Annotated in this window: 23 protein-coding genes and 2 pseudogenes; 10 read left to right on the top strand and 15 right to left on the bottom strand. The window is 62.2% G+C overall.

Annotated features, from left to right (window positions below):
* Positions 1-105: 105 nt before the first annotated feature.
* Positions 106-1,128: a transporter gene (locus tag NRG23_RS27380; protein ID WP_009050354.1), complete on the bottom strand. Its 1,023-nt coding sequence runs from the start codon at positions 1,126-1,128 to the stop codon at positions 106-108.
* 855 nt (positions 1,129-1,983) lie between these two features.
* On the opposite strand from NRG23_RS27380, the pseudogene NRG23_RS32950 reads away from it, so the two are divergent.
* Together NRG23_RS32950 and NRG23_RS32955 are read left to right on the top strand one after the other, a co-directional pair.
* A pseudogene (locus NRG23_RS32950) lies at positions 1,984-2,094 on the top strand (hypothetical protein); the annotation flags it as partial.
* A 228-nt stretch (positions 2,095-2,322) separates the two neighbouring features.
* Entirely contained in the window at positions 2,323-3,027 is a 705-nt protein-coding gene (locus tag NRG23_RS32955; protein ID WP_373922266.1) for a methyl-accepting chemotaxis protein, read from the top strand.
* A gap of 62 nt (positions 3,028-3,089) precedes the next feature.
* On the opposite strand, the gene NRG23_RS27390 is transcribed toward NRG23_RS32955, so the two are convergent.
* Positions 3,090-3,407, bottom strand: a complete 318-nt coding sequence (locus NRG23_RS27390) for a PepSY domain-containing protein (RefSeq protein ID WP_009050352.1) — start codon at positions 3,405-3,407, stop codon at positions 3,090-3,092.
* A gap of 153 nt (positions 3,408-3,560) precedes the next feature.
* On the opposite strand from NRG23_RS27390, the gene NRG23_RS27395 reads away from it, so the two are divergent.
* Positions 3,561-4,448 carry a sterol desaturase family protein gene (locus NRG23_RS27395; protein WP_028683189.1) on the top strand — a complete coding sequence of 296 codons (888 nt, stop codon included), beginning with the start codon at positions 3,561-3,563 and terminating at the stop codon, positions 4,446-4,448.
* A gap of 1 nt (position 4,449) precedes the next feature.
* Here the strand turns inward: NRG23_RS27395 and NRG23_RS27400 are convergent, their stop codons facing one another.
* Both NRG23_RS27400 and NRG23_RS27405 read right to left on the bottom strand, forming a co-directional pair.
* Positions 4,450-5,130 (bottom strand): helix-turn-helix domain-containing protein, encoded by a 681-nt coding sequence (locus NRG23_RS27400; protein ID WP_257372998.1) that lies wholly within the window; start codon positions 5,128-5,130, stop codon positions 4,450-4,452.
* Positions 5,131-5,140: 10 nt separating this feature from the next.
* Positions 5,141-6,265: a glycerophosphodiester phosphodiesterase gene (locus tag NRG23_RS27405; RefSeq protein WP_135006859.1), complete on the bottom strand. Its 1,125-nt coding sequence runs from the start codon at positions 6,263-6,265 to the stop codon at positions 5,141-5,143.
* Between the two features lie 250 nt (positions 6,266-6,515).
* Between NRG23_RS27405 and NRG23_RS27410 the strand changes: the two genes are divergently transcribed.
* Positions 6,516-6,848, top strand: a complete 333-nt coding sequence (locus NRG23_RS27410; RefSeq protein WP_009050348.1) for a DUF2025 family protein — start codon at positions 6,516-6,518, stop codon at positions 6,846-6,848.
* Between the two features lie 31 nt (positions 6,849-6,879).
* On the opposite strand, the gene NRG23_RS27415 is transcribed toward NRG23_RS27410, so the two are convergent.
* Both NRG23_RS27415 and NRG23_RS27420 read right to left on the bottom strand, forming a co-directional pair.
* A complete protein-coding gene (locus NRG23_RS27415; protein ID WP_009050347.1) occupies positions 6,880-7,203 on the bottom strand; it encodes an antibiotic biosynthesis monooxygenase in 324 nt (107 codons plus the stop codon).
* Positions 7,200-7,919, bottom strand: a complete 720-nt coding sequence (locus NRG23_RS27420) for a CTP synthase (protein WP_016704121.1) — start codon at positions 7,917-7,919, stop codon at positions 7,200-7,202. Before NRG23_RS27420 ends, NRG23_RS27415 begins: the two co-directional genes overlap by 4 nt.
* Here NRG23_RS27420 and NRG23_RS27425 point away from each other — a divergent pair.
* Positions 7,918-8,898 (top strand): LysR family transcriptional regulator, encoded by a 981-nt coding sequence (locus NRG23_RS27425; protein ID WP_373922234.1) that lies wholly within the window; start codon positions 7,918-7,920, stop codon positions 8,896-8,898. The two genes, NRG23_RS27420 and NRG23_RS27425, sit on opposite strands and share 2 nt — an antisense overlap.
* 1 nt (position 8,899) lies before the next feature.
* On the opposite strand, the gene NRG23_RS27430 is transcribed toward NRG23_RS27425, so the two are convergent.
* The 5 genes and pseudogenes from NRG23_RS27430 to NRG23_RS27445 all read right to left on the bottom strand — a co-directional run bounded on the left by NRG23_RS27430 (position 8,900) and on the right by NRG23_RS27445 (position 13,105).
* Positions 8,900-9,439 carry a DUF1003 domain-containing protein gene (locus NRG23_RS27430; protein ID WP_009050344.1) on the bottom strand — a complete coding sequence of 180 codons (540 nt, stop codon included), beginning with the start codon at positions 9,437-9,439 and terminating at the stop codon, positions 8,900-8,902.
* Between the two features lie 91 nt (positions 9,440-9,530).
* Positions 9,531-10,082: a methyl-accepting chemotaxis protein gene (locus NRG23_RS32960; protein WP_373922267.1), complete on the bottom strand. Its 552-nt coding sequence runs from the start codon at positions 10,080-10,082 to the stop codon at positions 9,531-9,533.
* Between the two features lie 51 nt (positions 10,083-10,133).
* Positions 10,134-10,850, bottom strand: a pseudogene (locus NRG23_RS32965) (PAS domain-containing protein); the annotation flags it as partial.
* A 343-nt stretch (positions 10,851-11,193) separates the two neighbouring features.
* On the bottom strand, positions 11,194-12,270 hold the full coding sequence (locus NRG23_RS27440; protein WP_016704125.1) for a diguanylate cyclase: 1,077 nt from the start codon (positions 12,268-12,270) through the stop codon (positions 11,194-11,196).
* 226 nt (positions 12,271-12,496) lie between these two features.
* Positions 12,497-13,105 (bottom strand): TetR/AcrR family transcriptional regulator, encoded by a 609-nt coding sequence (locus tag NRG23_RS27445; RefSeq protein WP_016704126.1) that lies wholly within the window; start codon positions 13,103-13,105, stop codon positions 12,497-12,499.
* A 202-nt stretch (positions 13,106-13,307) separates the two neighbouring features.
* Between NRG23_RS27445 and NRG23_RS27450 the strand changes: the two genes are divergently transcribed.
* Together NRG23_RS27450 and NRG23_RS27455 are read left to right on the top strand one after the other, a co-directional pair.
* On the top strand, positions 13,308-14,366 hold the full coding sequence (locus NRG23_RS27450) for an MBL fold metallo-hydrolase (protein WP_016704127.1): 1,059 nt from the start codon (positions 13,308-13,310) through the stop codon (positions 14,364-14,366).
* A gap of 103 nt (positions 14,367-14,469) precedes the next feature.
* Positions 14,470-15,027 (top strand): AAA family ATPase, encoded by a 558-nt coding sequence (locus tag NRG23_RS27455; protein ID WP_016704128.1) that lies wholly within the window; start codon positions 14,470-14,472, stop codon positions 15,025-15,027.
* On the opposite strand, the gene NRG23_RS27460 is transcribed toward NRG23_RS27455, so the two are convergent.
* Together NRG23_RS27460 and NRG23_RS27465 are read right to left on the bottom strand one after the other, a co-directional pair.
* Positions 15,009-15,326, bottom strand: coding sequence for a helix-turn-helix transcriptional regulator (locus NRG23_RS27460; protein WP_009050338.1), 318 nt, complete (start codon positions 15,324-15,326; stop codon positions 15,009-15,011). The genes NRG23_RS27455 and NRG23_RS27460 overlap by 19 nt on opposite strands.
* A gap of 128 nt (positions 15,327-15,454) precedes the next feature.
* Positions 15,455-16,225, bottom strand: a complete 771-nt coding sequence (locus NRG23_RS27465) for a helix-turn-helix domain-containing protein (protein WP_257373004.1) — start codon at positions 16,223-16,225, stop codon at positions 15,455-15,457.
* Positions 16,226-16,338: 113 nt separating this feature from the next.
* On the opposite strand from NRG23_RS27465, the gene NRG23_RS27470 reads away from it, so the two are divergent.
* The gene (locus NRG23_RS27470; protein WP_257373006.1) at positions 16,339-17,151 is read left to right on the top strand and encodes a sulfite exporter TauE/SafE family protein; all 813 of its coding nucleotides are present in this window, start codon (positions 16,339-16,341) and stop codon (positions 17,149-17,151) included.
* A 3-nt stretch (positions 17,152-17,154) separates the two neighbouring features.
* Here the strand turns inward: NRG23_RS27470 and NRG23_RS27475 are convergent, their stop codons facing one another.
* Positions 17,155-18,138 carry a hypothetical protein gene (locus NRG23_RS27475; RefSeq protein ID WP_257373007.1) on the bottom strand — a complete coding sequence of 328 codons (984 nt, stop codon included), beginning with the start codon at positions 18,136-18,138 and terminating at the stop codon, positions 17,155-17,157.
* Positions 18,139-18,280: 142 nt separating this feature from the next.
* On the opposite strand from NRG23_RS27475, the gene NRG23_RS27480 reads away from it, so the two are divergent.
* A complete protein-coding gene (locus NRG23_RS27480) occupies positions 18,281-18,892 on the top strand; it encodes a phage holin family protein (RefSeq protein ID WP_028683183.1) in 612 nt (203 codons plus the stop codon).
* A gap of 386 nt (positions 18,893-19,278) precedes the next feature.
* Positions 19,279-19,992 (top strand): phosphatase PAP2 family protein, encoded by a 714-nt coding sequence (locus tag NRG23_RS27485; protein ID WP_038576690.1) that lies wholly within the window; start codon positions 19,279-19,281, stop codon positions 19,990-19,992.
* Positions 19,993-20,134: 142 nt separating this feature from the next.
* Here the strand turns inward: NRG23_RS27485 and NRG23_RS27490 are convergent, their stop codons facing one another.
* The gene (locus NRG23_RS27490; RefSeq protein WP_009050332.1) at positions 20,135-21,382 is read right to left on the bottom strand and encodes a ribonucleotide-diphosphate reductase subunit beta; all 1,248 of its coding nucleotides are present in this window, start codon (positions 21,380-21,382) and stop codon (positions 20,135-20,137) included.
* Positions 21,383-22,194 lie beyond the last annotated feature (812 nt).

Raw genomic sequence — 22,194 nt, forward strand, 5'->3', positions numbered from 1 at the left:
CTGCCGCAGGCTGCGATCGGTCTGGGCCGGCCGTGGCGGCCTTGAAATCGCCGGAGGTCCTGCGGACCTTGCGCAGCCTGCGGCAGCGGCTACAGGGAATAGGACCTACATATCCTGGCGCTTGCGAAACGCCCAGCGGCCGGCGATGACGGTGAAGGTGGCGACCAGCGCGACGAGGATCCAGAAACCTTCCGGATCCCCGGAGAAGGGGATGCCGCCGACGTTCATGCCGAAGAAGCCGGCAATGATGTTGATCGGCAGCGCCAGCACCGTGACCACGGTCAGGGTGAACAGGGTGCGGTTGGTCTGTTCGTTGATATTGGCGGCGATCTCTTCCTGCAACAGCTTGATCCGCTCGCCGAGGGCGGTGAGGTCGTTGATGATCAGGGCGAACTCCTCGGTGGATTTGCGCAGCTCCTTGACGTCCTCCTTCTGCAACCATGGCGGCGGCCGGTTGAGCAGCCGCAGCAGCGAGCCCGGCTCCAGCGCCAGCAGGCGTTGCAGGCGCACCAGCACCCGGCGCATGGCCCCCAGTTCCGCGCGGTTGGTGGAGATCCGCGCGGCCAGCAACTGGTCTTCGATCTGGTCGACGTTGAGGCTGGTCTTGCGCACGATCTGGGTCAGCACTTCACCCTGGTCGCGCAGCAGGTGCACCAGCAGTTCCAGGGGCGAGCGGAAACGTTCGCCGGCCTTGACCGAGGAGCGCAGCTTGTCCACCGAATGCAGGGGTTGCAGGCGCGCGCTGACGATCAACCGGCTGCGCACGCAGACCCACAGGGTGGAGATATCCGAGGAGACCATGCTGCCGAAGTTGAACACCACATCGTTGACCACCGCCAGCAGGGCCGAATCCACATGCTCGATGCGGGTCGAGCGCGAACCTTCGTGCAAGGCCTCGAAGAATTCTTCCGGCAGCGCCAGGTGGGTCTGCATCCAGCGTTCGCAGGCGGCATGCGCCAGGTTCAGGTGCAGCCAGACAAATTCCTCGCCATCGTCCGGCTGTTGCAAGGCTTGCAGGGCCTTGGCCGAATCCAGTTCGCGACCCCGCTCGCCGGGTCGAAACGCGAAGCCGTAGAGCAGGCCGAACAGATCCGAATCGCGATGGGCATGGTCGATGCTGTGGTTCATGGAGGCTCGCAGGAGGGAAGGCACCTGTAGGCGGTTTACAGGTTCACTTGGGCCCGATCATCGCAAGGCCGCATGACCATTTTGTGACGGTTTGAAGTGCAACATTCAGCACCTATAACCGGCTGTCGGAGGTCCTCAAGAATGCCTCTTTCAGGCCGATCACGCATACGACGACTGCGCGACCGGCTTGCCCCGGTTCGCCTGACAGGGATGTTCGCACGCTACCCATGCCCGCCTCGGGCGTGCTCTATCCCTGTTGAGAGATCTCATTCGATGTCCTTGCAAAAATCCCTGAGAGCGCAAGTCCTGGCTTTGTTGAGCGGCAGCCTGCTGGCGATGCTGTTGATCGCGCTGGCGTGTTTTCACTTCCTGTCCAATGGCGTGCAAGGTTATCGCGAGCTGATCGAGGGGCCGCTGCGCACCTCGCAGTTGCTCGATGAAGCCAACCTGCAATTCAAGGTCCAGGTGCAGGAATGGAAAAACGTGTTGCTGCGTGGCAAGCAGAGCGCCGAGCTGAGCAAATACTGGCAGCAGTTCGAGGATCGCCAGCGCGATGTGCAGGGCATTCTTGGCCAGTTGGCGGCGGAGCCGGGCATCGATGCGGCGCTCAAGGGCCGGATCGAGCGCTTGCGTGAAGAGCACCGGGTGTTGGGCACGGCGTACCAGAAAGGTCGCGATGCCTTTGTCGCCGCCGGTGCCGACCCGGCCGCCGGCGACGCCGCGGTCAAGGGCGTGGACCGCGCCGCCAGCGAGCAGATGAGCGAACTGGTGAGCGAGCTGCGCAAGCAGGGCAGCGAACAGTCGCGGGACATCAGCGCCGGCGCCCAGCGCACGGTGTGGATCGGCCTGCTGGTGATGCTGGCCTCGGGTTTGCTGATCGGCCTGCTGAGCCTGTGGCTGGTCAACCGCAGCCTGGTGGAACCGATCCGCCAGTTGATCGACTACGTGGCGCAACTCAGCCGTGGGCGGATTGCCGAGCGCGTGGCCAGCAGCCGCCAGGACGAGTTGGGCAAGCTGGCGGTGGCCGCCAATACCTTGCGTGATTTCCTCGCCGAAACCTTCAGCCGCCTGCAGCGCAGCGGGTCCGACCTGGACAGCGCCAGCGGCGAGCTGAATGCCATTGCCACCCTGATGTCCCAGGGCACCAACGATCAGTTCAACCGCACCGACCAGGTCGCCACGGCGATGAACGAAATGTCCGCCACCGCCCAGGAAGTGGCACGCCATGCGGCGGATGCGGCGCGGGCCGCCGATGACGCCGACCAGTCGGCCCAGCAGGGCGAGCAGGTGATGCAGGGCACCATCCACGCCATCACCCTGATGCGCGGTGAAATCGCCAACACCGCCGAGGTGATCCGCCGCCTGGAAGCCGACAGCGGGCGTATCGGCAAGGTCCTGGAAGTGATCCGCGGTATTGCCGAACAGACCAACCTGCTGGCACTCAACGCCGCCATCGAGGCGGCGCGGGCCGGCGAGGCCGGACGTGGTTTCGCCGTGGTCGCCGACGAGGTACGCAGCCTGGCGCAGCGCACCGCGGCATCGATCATCGAGATCAACCAGATCATCCAGAGCGTGCAGACCGGCGCGCTGGACGCCGCCCATGCGATCGAGAGTGGCCAGGCGCGCAGCGATGCCAGCGTCGAGCAGGTGACCCAGGCCGGCGCCATGCTGGAGCGGATTACCGAGGCGGTCGAGGCGATCCGCGACATGAACCGGCAGATCGCCACGGCGGCGGAGGAGCAGACTTCGGTGGCCGAGGACATCTCGCGCAACCTGACCGAGATCACCTCGATCGCCAGCACCAACCTGGATAACGTGCAGCGCACCGAACGCGCCAGCCAGAACCTGCACGAGCTGTCGGGGCAGTTGAACGAGGTGACGGCACGCCTGAGTGCCTGATGCGTCGGTGAATAAAAAAGCCGCGTGGCCTTTCGGGCACGCGGCTTTTTTGTATTGAAGCATTACTTGTCTTGCTTGTTGCTCAGGACCTTGCCGGTCTTGGCATCCAGATCGACGTCCCACTCGACGCCCTTGGCGTCACGCAGTTCCACCTGGTAGACGTAGGCACCGGCCGCGGTCTGTTCCAGTTCGGTGTCGGTGATGCTGGCGGCGGTGGTGCCAGGGTGTTCGGCCAGTGCCGCCTGGTTGAGTTTTTCCAGGTCCATGATGGTGCCGGCCTTGAGCAGGCCCGGGATCAGGTCCGGGCGCACGTCGGCCTGGGCCAGGCCAGCGGTCAGGGTCAGGGCGGTCGCGGCGAACAGGGCAGTCAACGTTTTCATAGTGTCTTTCCTTGGGGTGATTCGTTTTGAGTGGGTTCAGATTAGCCGGCACAACTTAATTCACCCTTAATTCAGCGCAAGCTTTGCGCCGTTTGTTCAATTCCAGTGCCCCTCGGGTATTTCAAGCTGTGCTCTCGAACAGGAGAGGCAGTGATGAAAACAATGATCAAAGGCTTGTACGGTCCGGCGTTCTTTGCCGGCTTCATCGGCGCTGGCGTGTGGGTGATCGGCACGCCGGGGCTCGCTCCGGGCTGGTTGCTGTTGGTGTTCGCCGGGGCGCTCGGGGTGTCCTTCCTGGCGGAGTGGTGGTTGCCCTATGAGGTGGACTGGAACCGCCCGCAGCAGGATCGCCTGCGCGACGTGTTGCACGCACTGGTCAATGAAAGCCTGAACGCCCTGGGGTTGCTGCTGTTGCCGGGGTTGGTGAGCCTGCTGGCGTTCGATGGGCTGTGGCCGCGCGGCTGGTCGCTGTGGGCGCAGCTGGCGCTGGCGATTGTCATCGCCGACTGCGGCCTGACCCTGGCGCATTACTTCAGCCACCGGCTGTCCTGGCTGTGGCGCCTGCACGCGGTGCATCACAGCGTGCAGCGCTTGTATGGCTTCAATGGCTTGATGAAACACCCGCTGCATCAACTGCTGGAAGCCAGCGCCGGGCTGTTGCCACTGCTGTTTTTGGGAGTCCCCTTGCCGGTGGCGCAGTTGCTCGCATTTGCCATCGCCATCCAGCTGCTGTTGCAGCACTCCAATGTCGACATGCGCCCCGGTCCCCTGGGCTGGGTGTTCGCCTGGGCGCCGATGCACCGCTTTCACCACATGAAGTACGGCACCGCCGGCAATGTGAATTTCGGCCTGTTCTTGAATGTCTGGGACTGGCTGCTGGGCACGGCGTTTTACTCCTCGACCTACCCGATGCGCCAAGGCGACCTGGGCATCGGTAGCCAGCCGGATTATCCGCAGGCGTATTGGCAACAATTGCTCGCCCCCTTCAGCAGGCAAGCCGTCCATGAGGAACCGCCGGTGCCCTTGCCGCTGCGGCGTTGAGTCAGTCCAGCAGGCGCAGCTTGATGTGTTGCAGGGCCTGGCGCGCCGTGACGCCGAACAGGGTTTTCAGGGTGCGGGAGAAGTGCGCGGAATCGGCAAAGCCGGCGCCATGGGCCGCCTCGGTGATGGCCTGGCCCGCCAGCACCAGGCCCATCGCCAGGCGTAGGCGCCGCCACAGCACCAGGCGCCGTACCGGCAAGCCGAGCTGGCCGCTGAACAGCCGTTCGAGCTGGCTCAGGGACAGGTGCGCATGGGCCGCCAGGGCGCTGGCCGAGACCTTGCCGGCCAATTGTTTGTCGAGGGCGGCCAGGGCCTTTTCGATCCGCCGGTCTTGCAAGGTTCGGCGCGGGCAATGCCGCAGCGCCTCGGCCAGCGCCGGCAGCGTCAGTTCGACACCCAGCAGGCTGTGTTGCAGGGCCTGGGCGTCAATCGTCAGCGGTTCGGCGTAGAGGGTGAACAGGGTCCCGGGCGCGTCGAGGATGGCATGCCGTTGCATGGCCGGGATGAACACGTGGCGGGCGGTGCAGGGCTGGCCGTCGAGGCTGACGGTGACCGGCGCAGCGGGGGCGAGGATCAGTTGATGGGCGTAGTGGGCGTGGGGCGCGGTGCGCCCCAGCTCGCCCTGGATCAGTCCGTAGTCACGCCCGAGCCACAGCTGGCCTGTCCACTCGGGCGTGCGCACGGCGACCGGCTCAGTAGCCGTTGGCCTCGAGCAGCTGGCTCACGCTGCCGCTGGCCGGACGCTTGGCGTACTTGAGCAGCTCCGAGGCGCGGTTGGTGAAGATGCCGTCGACACCGGAGTCCAGGACCTTCTTGAAGTCCACCGGCTCATCGATGGTGTAGACGTGCACCAGCAGGCCCTGGTCGTGGGTGAACTGGTTCATCCAGGGTTGCACCAGGTCGAAGTAGCTCTGGTCGCCGCCATTGGTCAGTGCCGCCGACGGGCCGGTGCCGATGGCGCCCTGGGCCTTGGCGTAGCTGACCCACTGCTCGAACTCGGCCTTGTCCTTGGGTTCCTGCTTGGCGTAGTAGGCCGCCTTGTCCTTCTCGCCGCTGTTGGCGAAGGTCACGTCGGACTTGGGCTGCATGCCGCCTTCACCGATCCACAGCAGGAGGATCTTCGGCACCTTGGGCATTTCTTTCTGCAGCAGTTCCAGGCTGCTCTTCTCGAAGGTCTGCAACACCACCTTGCCTTTGCCCTGGCCTACCGCCAGGTCGCTTTTCGCCAGCTTGGAGCCAGCCGGGCTGAGCCAGCCGCGGTCCTGGAGTTTTTCCTTGAGGTCGTGCTCGATGCCGGGGAACTGCTGGGGCTCCTTGGTCTCGATGTACAGGCCGGGCTTGTGATGCGGGTTGCTCTGGGCGATGTCGATGATTTCGTCGAGGGTCAGGATCTTCAGGCCGACGTAGCTCGCACGGGCGCGGTCGGGATAGGCCTGGTTGAACCAGCTGCCGGCGTCGAGGGTTTTCAGTTCGGCCATGGTGAAGGCGTTGGCCGGGCTGTCCTTGCGCTCGGGAAACTTGCTGGCGACGTCGGTGGTGCGTTGCAGGTTGTTGTCATGCAGGGCGAACAGCACGCCGTCCTTGCTGCGTTGCAGGTCCATTTCCAGGTAGTCGGCACCCAGGTCGCGGGCCAGCTTGTAGGCCGCGGCGGTGGACTCCGGTGCATCGAAGGACGCGCCCCGGTGAGCGATCACTGCCGGGTGTGGAATGCCTTGGCTGACAGCCAGTGCGGTGGGGCTTGGGCTGGCGGCCTGTGCCTGGCCCAGGCCAAGCATCAGGCTCAGCATCAGGGCGCTTTTGGTGAAGGTGGCAGGCATGGTCGAGGTCCTTTCGTGGAGGGCGGTTTTCAAAGGACTACCTTTTAACAATTGAATGGCCGTTGTGCTATCGCGAAACCGACATAAATCTGCACCTGCGGCAAATTTCCCGACGCTTTTGTGGGGTGCTTTGCAGTACGCTTGCGCCCTGAAGTTTCCCCGTCAGAGGGAAGCCCTGGAACAAGTCCACTCTTGCCCTGCGTGTAAACCATCGATCACCTGTCCTGCGGGACACTCAGTGAGGTTTACCATGCGCATCACATCCGAACTCATCTGCCAGGCCGCCGACCAGCTCAAGGGTTTTGTCGGTTTCAACCGCAAGAGCGGCCAGCATATCGTGCGCTTCAGCGAAGACTCCTTCGGCATGGACGTCGCCGACGACGCCATCACCCCCGCCAGCGAATTCGTCTGGGCCACCGCCGAGGGCCAGGTCATGGTGCTCAAGCGCGAGCTGATCCAGTTGCTGCTGGAGCAGAACATCGACGAGCGCATCAACATCAGCGAACCCTTGCGCGTGTACATGCGCCGCACCGACCTGCCGGAGATTTCGGCGGTGCGCAATCGGCTGCCGGCGGCGCAATAGTCCAGGCGTCACGCTTGGCGGGGGAGAGGTCTCAGCGTTCGAACAGATAGGCGCGTTCGACCTTGCACACCCGGGTATGACAGGCCGCGTACCAGTCGCTGCGCCCGCGTTCACGGGCGATGCAATGTTCGGCGTGCTGCTTCCAGGCAAGGATAGAAGCCTGGTCCTGCCAATAGGAGACGGTGATGCCGAAGCCATCCTCGTTACGCGCGAACTCCATGCCGAGAAATCCCGGCTGCTGTTGCGCCAGCTCGACCATGCGTTCGGCGGCCTGTTCGTAGGCCGGGTCCGGCTCGCGGCGTTGGGCGCTGAAAATCACCGCGTAATAGGGCGCCTCGGGTGTGCGGGCGATCATGGGTGGCGCTCCAGGCAAGCGGCGAGCAGGGCGCTGGCCAGGGGCGGCACGACGCCTTTGAGCGCCGCCCGTTCCGGCTGGAACAGGGTGGCGATGAAAAACCGATGGTCGCGCAGTTCCACCGCCCGCAGGTCGCCGGCCGAGTCGTAGCCGCTGGGGCGCAGGTTGTGCTCGAGCAATTGCGCGGCGAACTGCGGGTTGACCCCGTAGCGACAGCGATAACCCTCGCTGATCTGGCGCTCGCCATAGGCTTCGGCGATGCGACTGCCTTCACACAGATGAATGCTGTCGGTGGCTTCCACCAAGGCGCAGGTCAATGGTGTGAGCACGGCGCGCTCGGCCTCGGGATGGGTTTCGCCGTGCTCGGCATCGGCCCAACCCAGCACGTTACGCGCGTACTCCAGCACCGCATGCTGAAAACCGCCGCAGGTGCCGAGGAAGGGCCGCTGCTGTTCGCGGGCAAAACGGATCGCCCGCAAGGCACCGTCCATCGAGCGGTAGGGGCTGGCGGGCACACACCAGATGCCGTCGAACGCTTGCAACGGCTCGTCGCAGGTCAGGCTGTCGGTGGCCATCCAGCGATAGTGCACCTTGAGGCCGGTTTCCTCGGCGGCCATTTCCAGGGCCCGGGGAATGGCCTGGTGCGCGATGACCTGAGGGTCGTAGTCGCCTACCAGGGCGATGTGCAGGGTGGGCGGACGTGCGATATGCGGCATGGACTTCTCCCGGTATGGCCAACGCTTGTGGGTGGCTGGCCGTCACTATAGATTGGCGTTCACGCATTCAATATTGGCGTTTATCCAAGTGATCAATGCAGCTACGCACTATCGGCTCGACTACCCCGACCTGTCGTTGATCCTCGCCCTGGTGCGCGGTGGCTCCCTGGCCCGCGCGGCGGCGTTGTTGAAAGTCGATGTGTCCACGGTGTTCCGTGCGGTGCGTCGTCTCGAAGCCGCGCTGGGCCAGCAGCTGTTCGACAAGAGCCGCGCCGGCTACCTGCCCACCGGCCTGGCCCGCACCCTGGCCGAGCAGGCCGAACGCGCGGAACAGGCACTGGACGCGGCACAGGTCGGGGTAGAGCAGGGCGGCGCGGTGGTCAGCGGCACGGTGCGCCTGACCTGTACCGATTCGGTATTGCAGGGCCTGCTGTTGCCGGCGCTGGCGCAATTCATGCCGCGTTACCCGGCACTGGCCCTGGAGCTCAGCACCTCGAATGATTTTGCCAACCTCAGTCGGCGCGACGCCGACCTGGCCCTGCGCCTGACGCGCATACCACCCGAGCACTTGGTAGGCCGGCAGCTGCGGGCGGTGTCTTATCGGGTCTGTGCCAGTCCGAGCTATCGGCAGTCGGTCGGGGCGACGGAGGATCTGGCCGGGCTGACCTGGATCGCCCCGGACGATTTCCTCCCGGACCACGCCACGGTGGCCTGGCGTCGGCAGGCGTTGCCCGGCGTGGTGCCGGGCTATCGCTGCAACAGCATGCTGGCGGTCAGCGAACTGGTGAAGGCCGGACTGGGCGTGGCGGTGCTGCCGGATTTCCTGCTCGATGACACCTGCGTCCTGCAACCCTTGAGCGATCCACTGCCGGGCTGCAACACCGCGCTCTGGCTGTTGACCCGGGCCGACTGCCGGGCGCTGCGTGCGGTGGTGACGCTGTTCGACGAATTGAGCCAGCGCCTGCGCGCGCCGCAGTGAGTCATGCCTGGGGCGGGGCCTTGTGCAGGACGTGCTGGTGCATTTCCGAGGTCAGGCTTTCGATGCGTTCGGTCAGCTGTTTGGTCATCTCGGTCAGGCGGGTGTTCTGCTCCAGCAGTTCGAGCAGTTGCGCGGTGTGTTGCGCGGCTTGCGCCTGGCGTTCGCTGTTGGCGATAGCGATGGCTTCGCGGTGCTGGGCATCGGCATCGGTCTGGGCTTTGTCGCGCGCGGCCTGGCGGGTTTGGGCCAGCAGGATCAGCGGTGCGGCATAGGCCGATTGCAGGCTGAAGGCCAGGTTGAGGAGGATGAACGGGTAGACGTCGAAGTGCGTCACGCCGCTCAGGTTGAGCCCGACCCAGATCAGCACGATCAGGGTTTGCGCGCCGAGGAAGGTCGGGGTGCCGAAAAAGCGGGCGAAGGCTTCGGCCTTCAGGGCAAAGCTGTCGGTGCCGAAGGTCGGGGCCAGATGAGCATGCGGGCGGTGAAAGCGCAGATGGTCGACAGGGGCGGCTGAGGCTGTTTCGGATGGGGTCGGGTTCATGGCGGGCTCGGGGCGATGGGACTGGCGGTCACTATAGCCCGTTGCCCGACGCCTTCCCTGGCGTCGACACCGTTGATTGATAAGCGCCGGTTCAGAGCGTGGCGCGCTCGTTGGCGAACATGCTCACGGCCTGCACCGCCTCGCTGGCTCCGTCACGAATCTGCAGGATCACCGTGCCGGCCTGATCCGCCAGGCCCACACCCTTGGCAGCCCGGTCCCGGGTGCCGTCCATGCTTTTGATGGCCTGCTGGGTTTCGTGCTGGATCATGTCGATCATCCCCGAGATTTCCGCGGTCGAGCCGCTGGTGCGGGCGGCCAGTTGCCGGACTTCGTCGGCGACCACGGCAAAGCCGCGGCCCTGGTCGCCGGCGCGCGCGGCTTCGATTGCGGCATTGAGCGCCAGCAGGTTGGTCTGCTCGGCGATCGCGCGGATGGTGTTGACGATGGCGGTGATCTGCTCGGAACGCTCGCCGAGCCTGGCGATCAGGGTCGAGGAGTCTTCGATGTTGGCCGCGATCTGACGCATCTCGCTGGCCGCCTGCTGGATCACCGCGGTGCCCTGTTCGGCAACTTGCCGGGTTTCCACCGAGATGTGGTAGGCCTGGGTCGCGCTCTGGGCGTCCTGGGCGTGTTTCTCCACCATCGCCGTCACGTCGGAGGCGAACTTCACCACCTTGCACAGGCGCCCGGCGGCGTCGTACACCGGGTTGTAGTTGGCCTCCAGCCACAGCGATTGCCCGCGTTTGTCGACACGCTCGAACTGCCCGCTGAAGAACTCGCCCTGGTTGAGGCGCCGCCAGAAGTCCTGGTAGGCATTGCTGTTGGCCAGCTCGGGTTTGCAGAAGATCCGGTGATGCTTGCCCTTGAGTTCGGCAAGGCTGTAGCCGAGGCGATCGAGGAAGTTCTGGTTGGCGGTGATGACGCTGCCGTCGAGGTTGAACTCGATCACCGCCATGGCGCGGTCGATGGCGTGCAGCTTGCCCCTGGACTCGCTTTCCTGCTGGATCTTCTCGGTGACATCGAGGGCGTACTTGACCACCTTGAAGACCTTGCCGTCGCTATCCCTGATCGGGTTGTAGCTGGCTTCCAGCCAGACCGGCTGGCCTTTGGCATTGACGCGCTCGAAGGTCCCCGATTCGAACTGGCCGTTTTTCAGGCGGGTCCAGAGTTCGCGGTATTGAGTGCCGCGGGTGAATTCGGCGTTGCAGAACTGGCGATGGGGCTGGCCGATGACCTGCTCTGCGCGATAGCCCATGGTCTTGAGGAAGTTGTCGTTGGCCCGCAGGACCGTGCCTTCCAGGTCGAACTCGATCACCGCCATCGAGCGGTCGATGGCCTCGAGCAGGCTGGCTTGCTGGGCGATGGTGTGGTGCAAGGCGTCGATGGTTTTGTTATGGCGGTTGAATAGCATGATGGCTGGTGCTCAGTGGGAAAAACCTGGAGTCAGTCCCTGTTGTCTGCGCCTGCATGCCGATAGCCCCGGGGCCTCGGCCTTGTCTGCTCAATGCCAGCATTCCATGACTGGCAGATAACCCTTGGAAGGGCACGACCCTGTCCGGAGCGTACCCTTGCCCAACGTCTGAGGAGAGACGCTGGGCCTGCGAGTTAATTTAGGGAAGTTATGTTGCACGGCCGAGAATGGCTGGCTCGGCTTTTTTGGGATAACTGCATGGCGGCATTATGCCGGCTTGGCTCGGAGTGGTGTTCGTAAAAGTTGTACAAAATGTTGGTTTTTTACATTTTTGTATAACTTTTCAGGGGCCGGTCGACACGGCAAGAAGGGTGTCGGTTACCGGACTGGCGGCGGCGACTTTGTTGCGCCCGGTGTTTTTCGCGGCATACAGGGCTTTGTCGGCCTCCATGAGCCACATTGCGGCATCGCGCAACCCCGGGTGCCAGGCGGCCAGGCCGATACTCAGACTGACCCTGAGTTGTGGCACGCCCGGATGGCGATAGTTGCCGAAGACTTCCCGCAGCCGCTCCAACACTTCGCGGGCCTGCTGGATCGAGGTCTCCGGCAGGATCACGCAGAACTCATCGCCGCCATAGCGTCCGGCCAGATCGTCCTGGCGCAGGTTGAGCTTGAGGTCCCGGCTCAACTGATGCAGCACGGCGTCGCCGAGGATATGGCCGTAGCTGTCATTGATGTGTTTGAAATGATCGATGTCGATCAAGGCAATGGTGCCGTGGCAGCGTTGTTGCTGGCACTTGGTGAACTTGAGGTGCAGCAGGTCTTTCCAGGCGCCGTGGTTGAGCAGGCCGGTCAGGCTGTCGGTGCGGCTCAGCGCGCTGAGGGTGCGTTTGTGCTCGGAGAGCTTGATCGCCAGTCGGTAGCAGACCATGCCTACTGCCATCGGATAGAGAGTCAGCATCGGCAGGCAGGCGTATATCTGCAACTGGGTGGCATGTCCGGTGAAGGCAGGACCGAGCAACCACCACGAAAGCACGACACCGCTCAGTTGGGCCACGGAGCCATGGATGAACAGGCGCAGGCCACCGGCTGCGACGTTGTTCATCGCCATCATGGCCAGAATGGTCACCGTGGGCAGCGGATTGAACTGCATCGCCGCCGCCCAGAAACCACCGAAGAGCGAGTCGCACAACACGTTGCGGCGTTCGGCCTGGTAGGGAAAGGTCGCGCGGCTTGAGATCAGGTACGCCAGGTGTGGCCAGATAAAACCGTTGAACAACAGGAACAGCCAAACCCAGGTCGGTTGCGGTACCGGGTACAAGCCGGCGAATACGCTGAGGCTGCCAATCCCCAGCCCGACGATCCTTGGCAGGTAAATACGTTTGGCAAATGACAGCCCTTTGCCTTGTTGGTTATCCATAAATTTCCGCGTCAGCCCGGGTTTGAAACACCTTGTGGTGTTTTTATTGGCCGTCACCCTTCATTGGGCAAGGCGGCGAACATTGTCATTTATTCCAAGAAGAATAATCAGTGTCCTTGCAGGCCATTTAGTGGAACGAGCGTACGCGAACGCCCATTGCAGAGCGCTTGGTGCGAGTCGAGGCAGCCGGCAGAGCCGCGGGCTGGAGCAACCGGCGGGAAGGGCGTCAGGCTTGATAGCAGGCCAGGAACATGTCCAGCGTGGACTCGACGACGTGCTGTCGTTCGTCTTCCTTGAGGGGGGGCTGGTTCATGGTGATCTGCGGCCAGAAGGCAAACGCCTTGAGCATGCCGTGGAGCTGCTGGGCGGCGAAGTCCGGGTCCAGGGGCTTGAGCCGGCCATCCGCCCGGGCCGAGCGAATCCACACCATCAGGCTTTCTTCACGCTCGCCCATGCGCGCCACCATGTACTGGGCGCGCTCGGGGGAATGCAGGGTAGCGGCAATCGCAACCCGCGCCAGGTTGAGGAAGTTGTCATCGGCCAGCAGTTGCAGCTTGGCCATCAGCAATTCCCGCAACTGTTCACGCAGGGTTAATCCGGGGTGGTAAAGAATGTCCGCTTGCGCCCTGATGCTCGCCCATAACTTATGCATGATCTCGGTGAACAACTCCTCCTTGCTGGGGAAGTGGTTGTACACCGTGCGCTTGGACACTCCGGCCGTTGCCGCGATCTTGTCCATGCTGGTGATATCGAACCCGCTGGCGTGGAATTCGGTAATCGCCGCCTGGATGATGGCTTCGCGTTTGAGGTCGGTCAGGCGCTTTGGAGCTGTCATAAGTTGGGTTCGATGGCGGTCGTTGGCAGTTATCCGGGGCAGTTTACTTAGTCCCGGGTTTGTTGCAATCTAGAAAAACTACACTGTGCAGTGTAGTTCGTGACAGAAAAAATGATGGTCGGCTGACGCTTGCGTGCATTGGCCTTTGTCGTTCCGCAGAGAATCACCGGAGCCTTGTCGGGTTCCTTGGAGTCACTGATTCATGGCCACTCTCTCTTCCCGTGCAGACAGCGCCTCACGCCCCGAAACGTCCCTGCAGGAACAAGGTGCGTTCCGTAATCATGCGCCGGTCCGGCGTGCCGGGCTGGGCAAGACGCTGGGTATTTTCTGGCGCATGTTGTTCCACAAGCCGCGTAACACCCGTCCGGTCGGGGCCATCCCGGTGCAGCCATTGACCCACGAACAGCTGCTGGCGGCGCCGAACCAGAGTGTCTACCGCCTGGGGCATTCGACGGTGTTATTGAAGCTGCACGACAAGTTCTGGATCACCGATCCGGTGTTCGCCGAACGCGCATCGCCGGTGCAATGGGCCGGCCCCAAGCGTTTCCACCAGCCGCCTATCAGCCTGGCCGAATTGCCGCCGATCGAAGCGGTGATCCTGTCCCATGACCACTACGATCACCTGGACCATCAGACTGTGCTCAAGCTGGCGGACAAGACCCGCTATTTCCTCACGCCCCTGGGCGTGGGCGATACCCTGGTGAAGTGGGGCGTACCGGCCGACAAGGTACGCCAGCTGGATTGGTGGGAAGGCACGGAAGTCGATGGCATTCGTTTTATCGCCACGCCTTCGCAGCATTTTTCCGGGCGCGGCCTGTTCGACGGCAACAACACGCTGTGGGCGTCCTGGGTGATGATCGATGGCGACACCCGGATCTTCTTCAGCGGTGACAGCGGTTACTTCGACGGCTTCAAGCGGATCGGCGAACGTTATGGTCCTTTCGACCTGACCCTGATGGAAACCGGCGCCTACAACGTCGAATGGCCGGGCGTGCACATGCAACCTGAGCAGACCTTGCAGGCGCACATCGACCTCAAGGGCCGCTGGTTGTTACCCATCCACAACGGCACGTTCGACCTGTCGATGCATGCCTGGTACGAACCGTTCGACCGCATCCTCTCGCTGGCCTGGGAACGCAGCATCGCCATCGCCACGCCGCAGATGGGCGAGGCCTTCAACCTGGCGCACCCGCAGCGGGGGCACGCCTGGTGGATGGAGGTCGACCCTGTGGCCGAGCAGGTAATGGCCAGCGACCTGTAGACCCTTCATCGGCTACTCCCTGGGCCCGGCCATCGCCAGGTTGCCGTGTCCGGGCCTGGGGAGTATCTAGAGAACTCCCCCAATACCCTCGACGGACCTGGTGATGGCTTATCGGCTTCATCTGTTTGGCGCGTCCGGTTCCGGCACCACGACCTTGGGCCAGGCGCTGGCCCAGCGTTTGGCTATCGCGCACTTCGACTCCGATAACTTCTTCTGGCGCCCCAGCGAACAGCCTTTCAGCCTGCGTCGTCCCCGGGACGAGCGCATCCAGCTGTTACAGCAGCAGGTGGCCGGGTTGGACAGCTGGGTGCTGTCCGGCTCCCTGTGCGGCTGGGGCGACCCGCTGATTCCGGCCTTTACCCATGCCATTTTCCTCCGCCTGGACCCCGAGATCCGCCTGCAGCGTTTGCGCGTGCGCGAGTTTCAGCGTTATGGCGAGCAGATCCATGAGGGCGGTGCACGCCATCTCGCTACTCAGACCTTTCTTGCCTGGGCGGCCGGCTACGACACGGGGGGCCAAGGCACGCGCAGCCTGCGCCGGCATGAGAGCTGGATCACCGGGCTGAGCTGCCCGGTCATCCGCCTCGATGCCACTCACCGTTCGGTGCAGGCATTACAGGAAGAGGTACTGAGCGCCCTGGATCACTCGATCATGGCGTAGTCGGGCCGTTCCATCGGATTGGGCGTGGCGCCCTTGATGTTCATGCCACGTCCCGGGGCGAAGCCGGGGAAGAACACCAGGCCTTCTGCTTCCAAGCGAAAAGCCAGTGCCAGCCGGGTCACGTCGAGCAAATCGCCGCCGGCCTCGAAGCGGCGAATGGCGGCGACCGAGACGCCGGACTCCCGTGACAGATGTTCCTGGTTCCAACCCAGCATGGCGCGGGCTTGAATGCAGTGTTCTGGGGTGAACTGGAAAAGGGCGATACGTTCCAGGGTGACTTTCATCGCGAGTGAGGCCATGGGTTTTCTCCGGAAGCGGGTGAAGATGAGTTGATAAAGCACTGTTTATTTGTACAGTTGTTTTGCGCCCGGATCAAACTCATTTTGCCGATCGCCCCAACGTCTTCGTGACAAGGCTTGTCCCGGCGCTATGCCCCGGTTTCCAGGTAGGCACTGGGTGGTTGCCCCGCTACCCGGCGGAACATAGTGGAAAAGGCGGCGGGGCTGTCATAGCCGAAATCGAGGGCGATTCGCGTCACCGCCTCGCCCGCGGCCAGTCGGGTCAAGGCCCTGACCACGCAGGCGCGCTGGCGCCACTGGACGAAACTCATGCTGGTCTGCTCGCGGAACAGGCGGTTGAAGGTGCGCAGGCTGATATGCAGCTGCTGCGCCCATTGCTCGGGGGACTGGTGGGCATTGGGCTGTTGCAGGAAGGCCTGGCACAGGGTGAGCAGGCGCGGCGTTTCGGGCAGGGGAATATGCAGGGGCAGGCGGGTGGTGCGGCTCAGTTCATGCAGCAGCAGGCTGATCAGCACACCGTCGCGTCCGTTCTCGCCATACACCAGCGGCAGATCCACCGCCTCCATCAGCAACTGGCGCATCAGCGGCGACACGCTGATCACCTGGCACTCATCACCCAAGGCCGGCATTGCCGCCGGTTCGATGTACAGGCTGCGGGTACTGACCCCGAGCATCAGCACCTCATGAGCCACCTGGGGTGGAATCCATACCGCGCGCTGTGGCGGCACCACCCAGCGGCCGTTCGTGGTGCTGACCTGCATCACCCCGGTGGCGCCATACAACAGCTGCGCACGACGATGGCTATGGCTCGGCAACAGGTGGCCGTGGGGGTAATCGGTACCGATCGCCACCACGGCGCGTGGGGTGTGATCCAGCCGGTCGATCGAAGTATCACGCATGGCGTCAGGCGTCCGCGGGTTGGCGTAAATGCGAACAGTATTGGCTGACTTGCTAAAGCCGGCCAAGCCCTGGCGCGCTATCGTCGAGGTCTTCTGTCAACGGAGGATCTTCGATGTTTTATCTATGGCTGGGGCTGTTCGGCTGCATGACCGGGATCAGCGCGGTGCTGTTCGGTTTCGGCGGTGGTTTTGTGGTGGTGCCGCTGCTGTATCGCCTGCTGCTGGGCAGCCACGATGCTGACGATGCCATTGCCCAGTCGGCCATGCATATAGCGGTCGCCACCTCGACCTGCGTGATGATCGTCAATGCGTTGATGGCCACCGGCAAACACCGCCGCGCCGGCAACCTGATTCGGCATTACCTGTGGCCGCTGGGTGGTTATATCGGGCTGGGCGCGATAGCGGGAGCGGTCCTGGCGATGGCGGTCAGTGGTGAGGTGATGCGTTACGCCTTTATCGCCTACCTGGCGCTGACCATTGCCGATTGCCTGCTGCGTCGTGGCTTTCTCGAACAGGGCGACACCCGTGCGCCGCGCCGCCTGGGGCGACTGGAATACACCGACGGCCTGGGCATCGGGGCCATTGCTACCTTCCTGGGTGTCGGCGGCAGCGTGATGACCGTGCCCCTGCTGCGTCGCTGTGGCCTGAGCATGACCCAGGCCACGTCCATGGCCAACCCGCTGAGCGTTCCGGTGGCCCTGGCCGGGACTCTCACTTATATGGCCCTGGCCGGCTTCAGCCGTTTCGATCTGGGGCCCTGGTTTATCGGCTATGTCGACCTGCTGGCCTTTGCCGTGCTGACCCTCGGCTCATTGCTGGGCATCCGCCTGGCCACGCCGTGGATCGGGCACATTCCCGATCGGTTGCATGCTCGGGTGTATATCGGCCTGCTGGTGCTGGTGATGCTCGGCATGCTGGCCAGCTAAGGGCTAACCCGTCGCCAACCCCGGTGCTTCACGAATGATGAAGTGGTCGAGGTTCTCGATATTGGCGCTGAATACCCCGAACGTCTGTTCGGGGTGTTTCTTGCTCGGCACCTGTTTCAGCTCCGGGGTCACCCCATAAAAGAAACAATACAGCTCTTGTTCGCTGTCGATGGCGTGCTTGATCTCTTCGAGGAAGGCTTTGCGCTTGCGGTAGTTCTCGATCAGTTTTTTGCTCAGGTAGACGTTGACCGAGTAGGGCTTCTTTTTCCCCTCGTCGGCCTGCTTGAACCAGACCTTCTGTTCGAAGTCGATGCGAAAGCTCTGGGTGTAGTCCTTGATCTCCTTGATCTTGCCCCAGTAGATCAACCCCTTGTTGTCCAGCAGGTATTCGATCTTCTTGAAGAACGAGGCATAGGACGCCGTGTGCTCGCCGATCTTCAACGGCATGCGCTTGAGCAGATCCTTGTCGTCGATATTCGACACAAAACACTCCACCGGATGGGCGAAGACGCTGGTCTTGTCCAGCGTGCTGGCCTGGGCTGGATGAGGCGTGCGCGGGATGGAGGAGGGGGCGGGAGCTGCAATGCTTGGCGTGTCGACATCCGCTGACGGGGTGGCGGGCTTGCGCGCATATTCGCGGCGGGTCAGGAGCAATTCCGACGGGAAGTGCTCTTCCCGATCATCCTCGTCCTGCGCGCCTTCCAAGCCGGCTACCAGGGGCCTGCTGGTGCCATACGGACAGCCTTCGATATGCCGGGTGCCGGGCAGGTTCTTGAAGTGCGGGGTGCGGATGTAATTGACGTTCTTGGCATTGAAGGTGCCCAACTGGTTGTCCGCGGCAAAGGCGGCGCGACAGGTATCGTTGGGGCACTGGAACTGTTCCTTGGCCGAGTCGAAGGCCATGGTCTCGTCGAAATTCAGATCGCGCACGTCATAGATCGACAGCTTGTCGTCGAGGCTGATGCAGTAGGCGGTGTCGAATTTCATGGGGCTCGGGTCCTTGAGTGAAGAAGGCTATTAATAGCGGGTGGTGAAGGGGAGTGCACTGATCTTTTCAAGCATGGGTGCCTATCTCGGCATAATCTTGTAGGTAGCGCGATCCACCCATAACCGGAAAGGGCTCAGGTTCATGTCTGACGGTAACCGCATCAATATCGGCTCCATTGGCGATGCCAACCACATCAACATTGCCCAGAATCAGGCGCCCGAGCGCACCAGCATTCAGTTCGTCATCGACCCCAGGAGCGTCGAACGGGTGAGCCGGGGCAGCGTCATCAAAGGCGCGGTGGCATTTTTCCTGTCGCTGCCGGCACTGGCGCTTTCGGTCATGTCGATCCTGGCCGACGCGCTGGGCATCCTTTCCTACTTCAATGTGGAGTCGCGGATCCTGGCCTACCTCATCATGGCCGTCGCCATGGGCGGGGTGATGCTGTGCAACGGCAAACGCAAGATGGCCACCGCCAGCATTCCTCCCGACCAGGCCCGGTTCATCGATGGGCGTTGGGTCGAGCGTGATGAAAGCGGCGACTACCTGCTGTATCGCAATACCGCGCCCTGCAACTACGAAAACTGCCACGGCACCGTGCGTATCCAGATGCCACCGCCTCGCGAGCAGCATAACCACGACCTGATCGGCGTCTGCGATATCGGCGGCAAGCAACACACCTATCGCGTCGACTTCAATGGCGTCGGCGAACGGCAGCATTTCGATTGGCGCCCGCTTGAGCAGAACAAGCCGTGATCCGGTTCCAGCCGCTCCCTTTTTAGGGACGAGCGTGCTCGAGAAAAGATCTCCCGTCAGAGCCAATCAAACAGACAGCCTCCCTGAATCTTCCGTGTCATCGCGCGAGCATTTCATTGTTTTTGGCGGGGGTGGGTCTACGAAATTTCCTACAGTTTTAATTAACAAAACTCTCACTATCCAGAGATGAGTCCTACGCGCTAAAGCTTGCAAAAACAAAAGCTTAGCTTTCAGACCTGGTCCTGGCAGCGACTGTCATACCCTTGGCAAGGAGGGACAAGTAAGCCCCAGGGAAATGGTCGATAAGAAGGCGCCGGCCTCATGAGTGAAGGTCCGGTGGGAACAAGCCAAACGGCTTTTCTCCTCACAATAACGAGGACCTTGATATGCCTGTTCTGACGCGTTCATTGCTGTTTTTTCTGGCCCTGTCCGGCGCGGGGATCGTCCTGGCGGAGCAGGCGGCCTTGCCTTATCTGCCGGCGAATCAGTTCCAGCTGGCCGACTACCTGCCGCCACCACCTGCCGTCGATTCGTCGCTGCAGCACAGTGATTTGAAAGCGGTGCTGGCGGCCCAGGCGGCGCGCAGCAGGGCGCAGGTGAGCCAGGTCCAGCAGGATGATGAATGGGAGGACAGCGTGTTCCACTTCGCCAGGGAATCCCTCGGCGCCGGTTTCAGCATCGAGCGCCTGCCCCTGACCCGTGCCTTCTTCCGGCGGGCCCAGGAAGACCTGGTGCAGTTCCTGATGCCGGCCAAGCACAGCTATGGTCGGCCGCGCCCATACGAAGCCTCGGCACTGGTGAAGCCGGTATTGCCGCCACCCGAGGGTGATTCCTACCCCAGCGGTCACTCGATGAATGGATATCTCAATGCCACCTTGTTGAGCATGGCGCTGCCGGAGAAACGCAGCGAGCTGTTCAGCCGCGCACAGATCAATGCCGACAGCCGGGTTATCGCCGGTGTGCATTTCCCCAGCGACCTGGAGGGCGGAAAGATAAGCGCCGCGGTGTTGGCAGCTCGGCTGCTGGACGATCCCCGCGCGGCGGCGGATTTCGAGGCGGTGAAACAGGAGATTCGTGGAGTCCTGGCTTCTGCCGATTGAGCAGATATCGATCCGGGCCGGATGATTGGCCTGGAAGCGGGGGAGTCGGACCCTCAATAAAAAAGCCCTGAGCAAGTCAGGGCTTTTTTATCTTTCGTTGTGCCGATTCAGATCAAGATCGGCACAGGGCGGGTGCCAGGAATCAATCCCAGCTCAGCGCGCCGCCAGTCTGATACTCGATCACCCGAGTCTCGAAGAAGTTCTTCTCTTTCTTCAAGTCCATGATTTCGCTCATCCATGGGAACGGGTTGGTGGTGCCTGGGTATTCTTCTTTCAGGCCGATCTGCGACAGGCGACGGTTGGCGATGAACTTGAGGTAGTCCTCCATCATCGCCGCGTTCATGCCCAGTACGCCGCGCGGCATGGTGTCGCGAGCGTATTCGATTTCCAGTTGGGTGCCCTGGAGGATCATCTGGGTGGCTTCTTCCTTCATCTCGGCATCCCACAGGTGCGGGTTTTCGATCTTGATCTGGTTGATCACGTCGATACCGAAGTTCAGGTGCATGGATTCGTCGCGCAGGATGTACTGGAACTGCTCGGCGACGCCGGTCATTTTGTTGCGGCGGCCCATGGACAGGATCTGGGTGAAGCCGCAGTAGAAGAAGATGCCTTCCAGAACGCAGTAGTAGGCGATCAGGTTGCGCAGCAGCTCTTTGTCGGTGTCGACGGTGCCGGTTTCGAACTTCGGATCGGAGATCGAACGGGTGTACTTCAGGCCCCAGGCCGCTTTCTTCGCGACCGATGGAATCTCGTGGTACATGTTGAAGATCTCGCCTTCATCCATGGCCAGCGATTCGATGCAGTACTGGTAGGCGTGGGTGTGGATCGCCTCTTCGAACGCCTGGCGCAGGATGTACTGGCGGCATTCCGGGTTGGTGATCAGGCGGTACACGGCCAGCACCAGGTTGTTGGCAACCAGGGAGTCGGCGGTGGAGAAGAAGCCCAGGTTGCGCATCACGATGCGGCGCTCGTCGTCGGTCAGGCCTTCCGGGTTTTTCCAGAGGGCGATGTCGGCGGTCATGTTGACTTCTTGCGGCATCCAGTGGTTTGCGCAACCGTCCAGGTACTTCTGCCAGGCCCAGTCATATTTGAATGGCACGAGCTGGTTGAGGTCGGCGCGGCAGTTGATCATGCGCTTTTCATCGACGGCGACACGGGCGGAAGCACCTTCCAACTCGGCCAGGCCTTCGGCGATGTCGAGCTGGTCCAGAGAGGCCTTGGCACGGGCAACGGCAGCAGAATCGTTGGCGGTTACGGCGCGGGCTTCGAGAGCGGCGGCACCACCGGCGCTGTCGAGTTTGTCCATGGCAGCTTCGGCAGCGTGGCCGGCGTTGGCGCCTTTAACGGCGACTTCGCCTTCTTCTTTGTCGAATTCGTCCCAGCTCAGCATGACGTGTCGTCTCCTGCGTGAGGGCCAGATGCCCGTGTGAAAACTGATGGTTGGCTTTTCACACGGCCGAACTGGCCGCGTTGGATCTTAAGGAATCGTTTGTTGCAGCAGCTAACGCAGGCAATAAACAAAAATATGTACGGGAGTTCCGAGGCGGTTATGGGCACAGAGGACCGGGTCGATTTCTGCGCTGGCTTCGGATTGGCTGTTTATCCCTGTAAGGGAATATTGCAGGCCCGTTTTAAGGCCGCATTATAGGGACTTTTTTGCCGCTGTGGTGCGACGAAGTGGCTCACGATTCGGCCGGCGAGGGGCGTTATCGCGGCGGAGCGAGGGTTTACAAGGCTTTGGCCGGCGAAGATTTTTTTTCACCCCGTTTGGCGTGTTTTTGCCGCCTCGAGTTGATCGCAGGCGTTGAAGATTTTGCGCGATGCTCTGCAAGCCCCGTAGGACGCGACTTACAGGGAAGGGTAGGGGCTTTGGTAGACAGGATTGTGTTCAATTTCTGCTGAAAATTGTCGAGTGATTTTTCTGCTCAAAAAATAAGCAAAAAAACTCTTTTGCCACTACATCTTGTGTTGGATGGTCAATTTTTGACCTTTGAAACACTATTGTCCCGGCTTGCCATCAGAGGTCGCTCCTGACGCTCGAGAAAGCATTTGCGGACCTCCATCAAGCCCCTCGGAGCGATACAAAAACGCTCCCCGCAAGCTGGCTCGACAGATGAGAAAAGGGAGTGCGAAGGCCGTGGTCGCACTGCGTTGGGCGATGGCTTGCAACACGTCTGGTTTCAGTTGTGCATCTGGCCATCT

Source organism: Pseudomonas sp. T8, from assembly GCF_024610635.1.
GTDB classification, from domain to species: Bacteria; Pseudomonadota; Gammaproteobacteria; order Pseudomonadales; family Pseudomonadaceae; genus Aquipseudomonas; species Aquipseudomonas chlororaphis_I.

Excerpts from the sequence above, each read along its gene's own strand:
- NRG23_RS27380 (WP_009050354.1), bottom strand. The coding sequence starts at position 1,128 with ATGAACCACAGCATCGACCATGCCCATCGCGATTCGGATCTGTTCGGC.
- NRG23_RS32955 (WP_373922266.1), top strand. The coding sequence starts at position 2,323 with ATGTCCGCCACCGCCCAGGAAGTGGCACGCCATGCGGCGGATGCGGCG.
- NRG23_RS27390 (WP_009050352.1), bottom strand. The coding sequence starts at position 3,407 with ATGAAAACGTTGACTGCCCTGTTCGCCGCGACCGCCCTGACCCTGACC.
- NRG23_RS27395 (WP_028683189.1), top strand. The coding sequence starts at position 3,561 with ATGAAAACAATGATCAAAGGCTTGTACGGTCCGGCGTTCTTTGCCGGC.
- NRG23_RS27405 (WP_135006859.1), bottom strand. The coding sequence starts at position 6,265 with ATGCCTGCCACCTTCACCAAAAGCGCCCTGATGCTGAGCCTGATGCTT.
- NRG23_RS27410 (WP_009050348.1), top strand. The coding sequence starts at position 6,516 with ATGCGCATCACATCCGAACTCATCTGCCAGGCCGCCGACCAGCTCAAG.
- NRG23_RS27415 (WP_009050347.1), bottom strand. The coding sequence starts at position 7,203 with ATGATCGCCCGCACACCCGAGGCGCCCTATTACGCGGTGATTTTCAGC.
- NRG23_RS27425 (WP_373922234.1), top strand. The coding sequence starts at position 7,918 with ATGGACTTCTCCCGGTATGGCCAACGCTTGTGGGTGGCTGGCCGTCAC.
- NRG23_RS27420 (WP_016704121.1), bottom strand. The coding sequence starts at position 7,919 with ATGCCGCATATCGCACGTCCGCCCACCCTGCACATCGCCCTGGTAGGC.
- NRG23_RS27430 (WP_009050344.1), bottom strand. The coding sequence starts at position 9,439 with ATGAACCCGACCCCATCCGAAACAGCCTCAGCCGCCCCTGTCGACCAT.
- NRG23_RS32960 (WP_373922267.1), bottom strand. The coding sequence starts at position 10,082 with ATGGTGGAGAAACACGCCCAGGACGCCCAGAGCGCGACCCAGGCCTAC.
- NRG23_RS27440 (WP_016704125.1), bottom strand. The coding sequence starts at position 12,270 with ATGGATAACCAACAAGGCAAAGGGCTGTCATTTGCCAAACGTATTTAC.
- NRG23_RS27445 (WP_016704126.1), bottom strand. The coding sequence starts at position 13,105 with ATGACAGCTCCAAAGCGCCTGACCGACCTCAAACGCGAAGCCATCATC.
- NRG23_RS27450 (WP_016704127.1), top strand. The coding sequence starts at position 13,308 with ATGGCCACTCTCTCTTCCCGTGCAGACAGCGCCTCACGCCCCGAAACG.
- NRG23_RS27455 (WP_016704128.1), top strand. The coding sequence starts at position 14,470 with ATGGCTTATCGGCTTCATCTGTTTGGCGCGTCCGGTTCCGGCACCACG.
- NRG23_RS27460 (WP_009050338.1), bottom strand. The coding sequence starts at position 15,326 with ATGGCCTCACTCGCGATGAAAGTCACCCTGGAACGTATCGCCCTTTTC.
- NRG23_RS27465 (WP_257373004.1), bottom strand. The coding sequence starts at position 16,225 with ATGCGTGATACTTCGATCGACCGGCTGGATCACACCCCACGCGCCGTG.
- NRG23_RS27470 (WP_257373006.1), top strand. The coding sequence starts at position 16,339 with ATGTTTTATCTATGGCTGGGGCTGTTCGGCTGCATGACCGGGATCAGC.
- NRG23_RS27475 (WP_257373007.1), bottom strand. The coding sequence starts at position 18,138 with ATGAAATTCGACACCGCCTACTGCATCAGCCTCGACGACAAGCTGTCG.
- NRG23_RS27480 (WP_028683183.1), top strand. The coding sequence starts at position 18,281 with ATGTCTGACGGTAACCGCATCAATATCGGCTCCATTGGCGATGCCAAC.
- NRG23_RS27485 (WP_038576690.1), top strand. The coding sequence starts at position 19,279 with ATGCCTGTTCTGACGCGTTCATTGCTGTTTTTTCTGGCCCTGTCCGGC.
- NRG23_RS27490 (WP_009050332.1), bottom strand. The coding sequence starts at position 21,382 with ATGCTGAGCTGGGACGAATTCGACAAAGAAGAAGGCGAAGTCGCCGTT.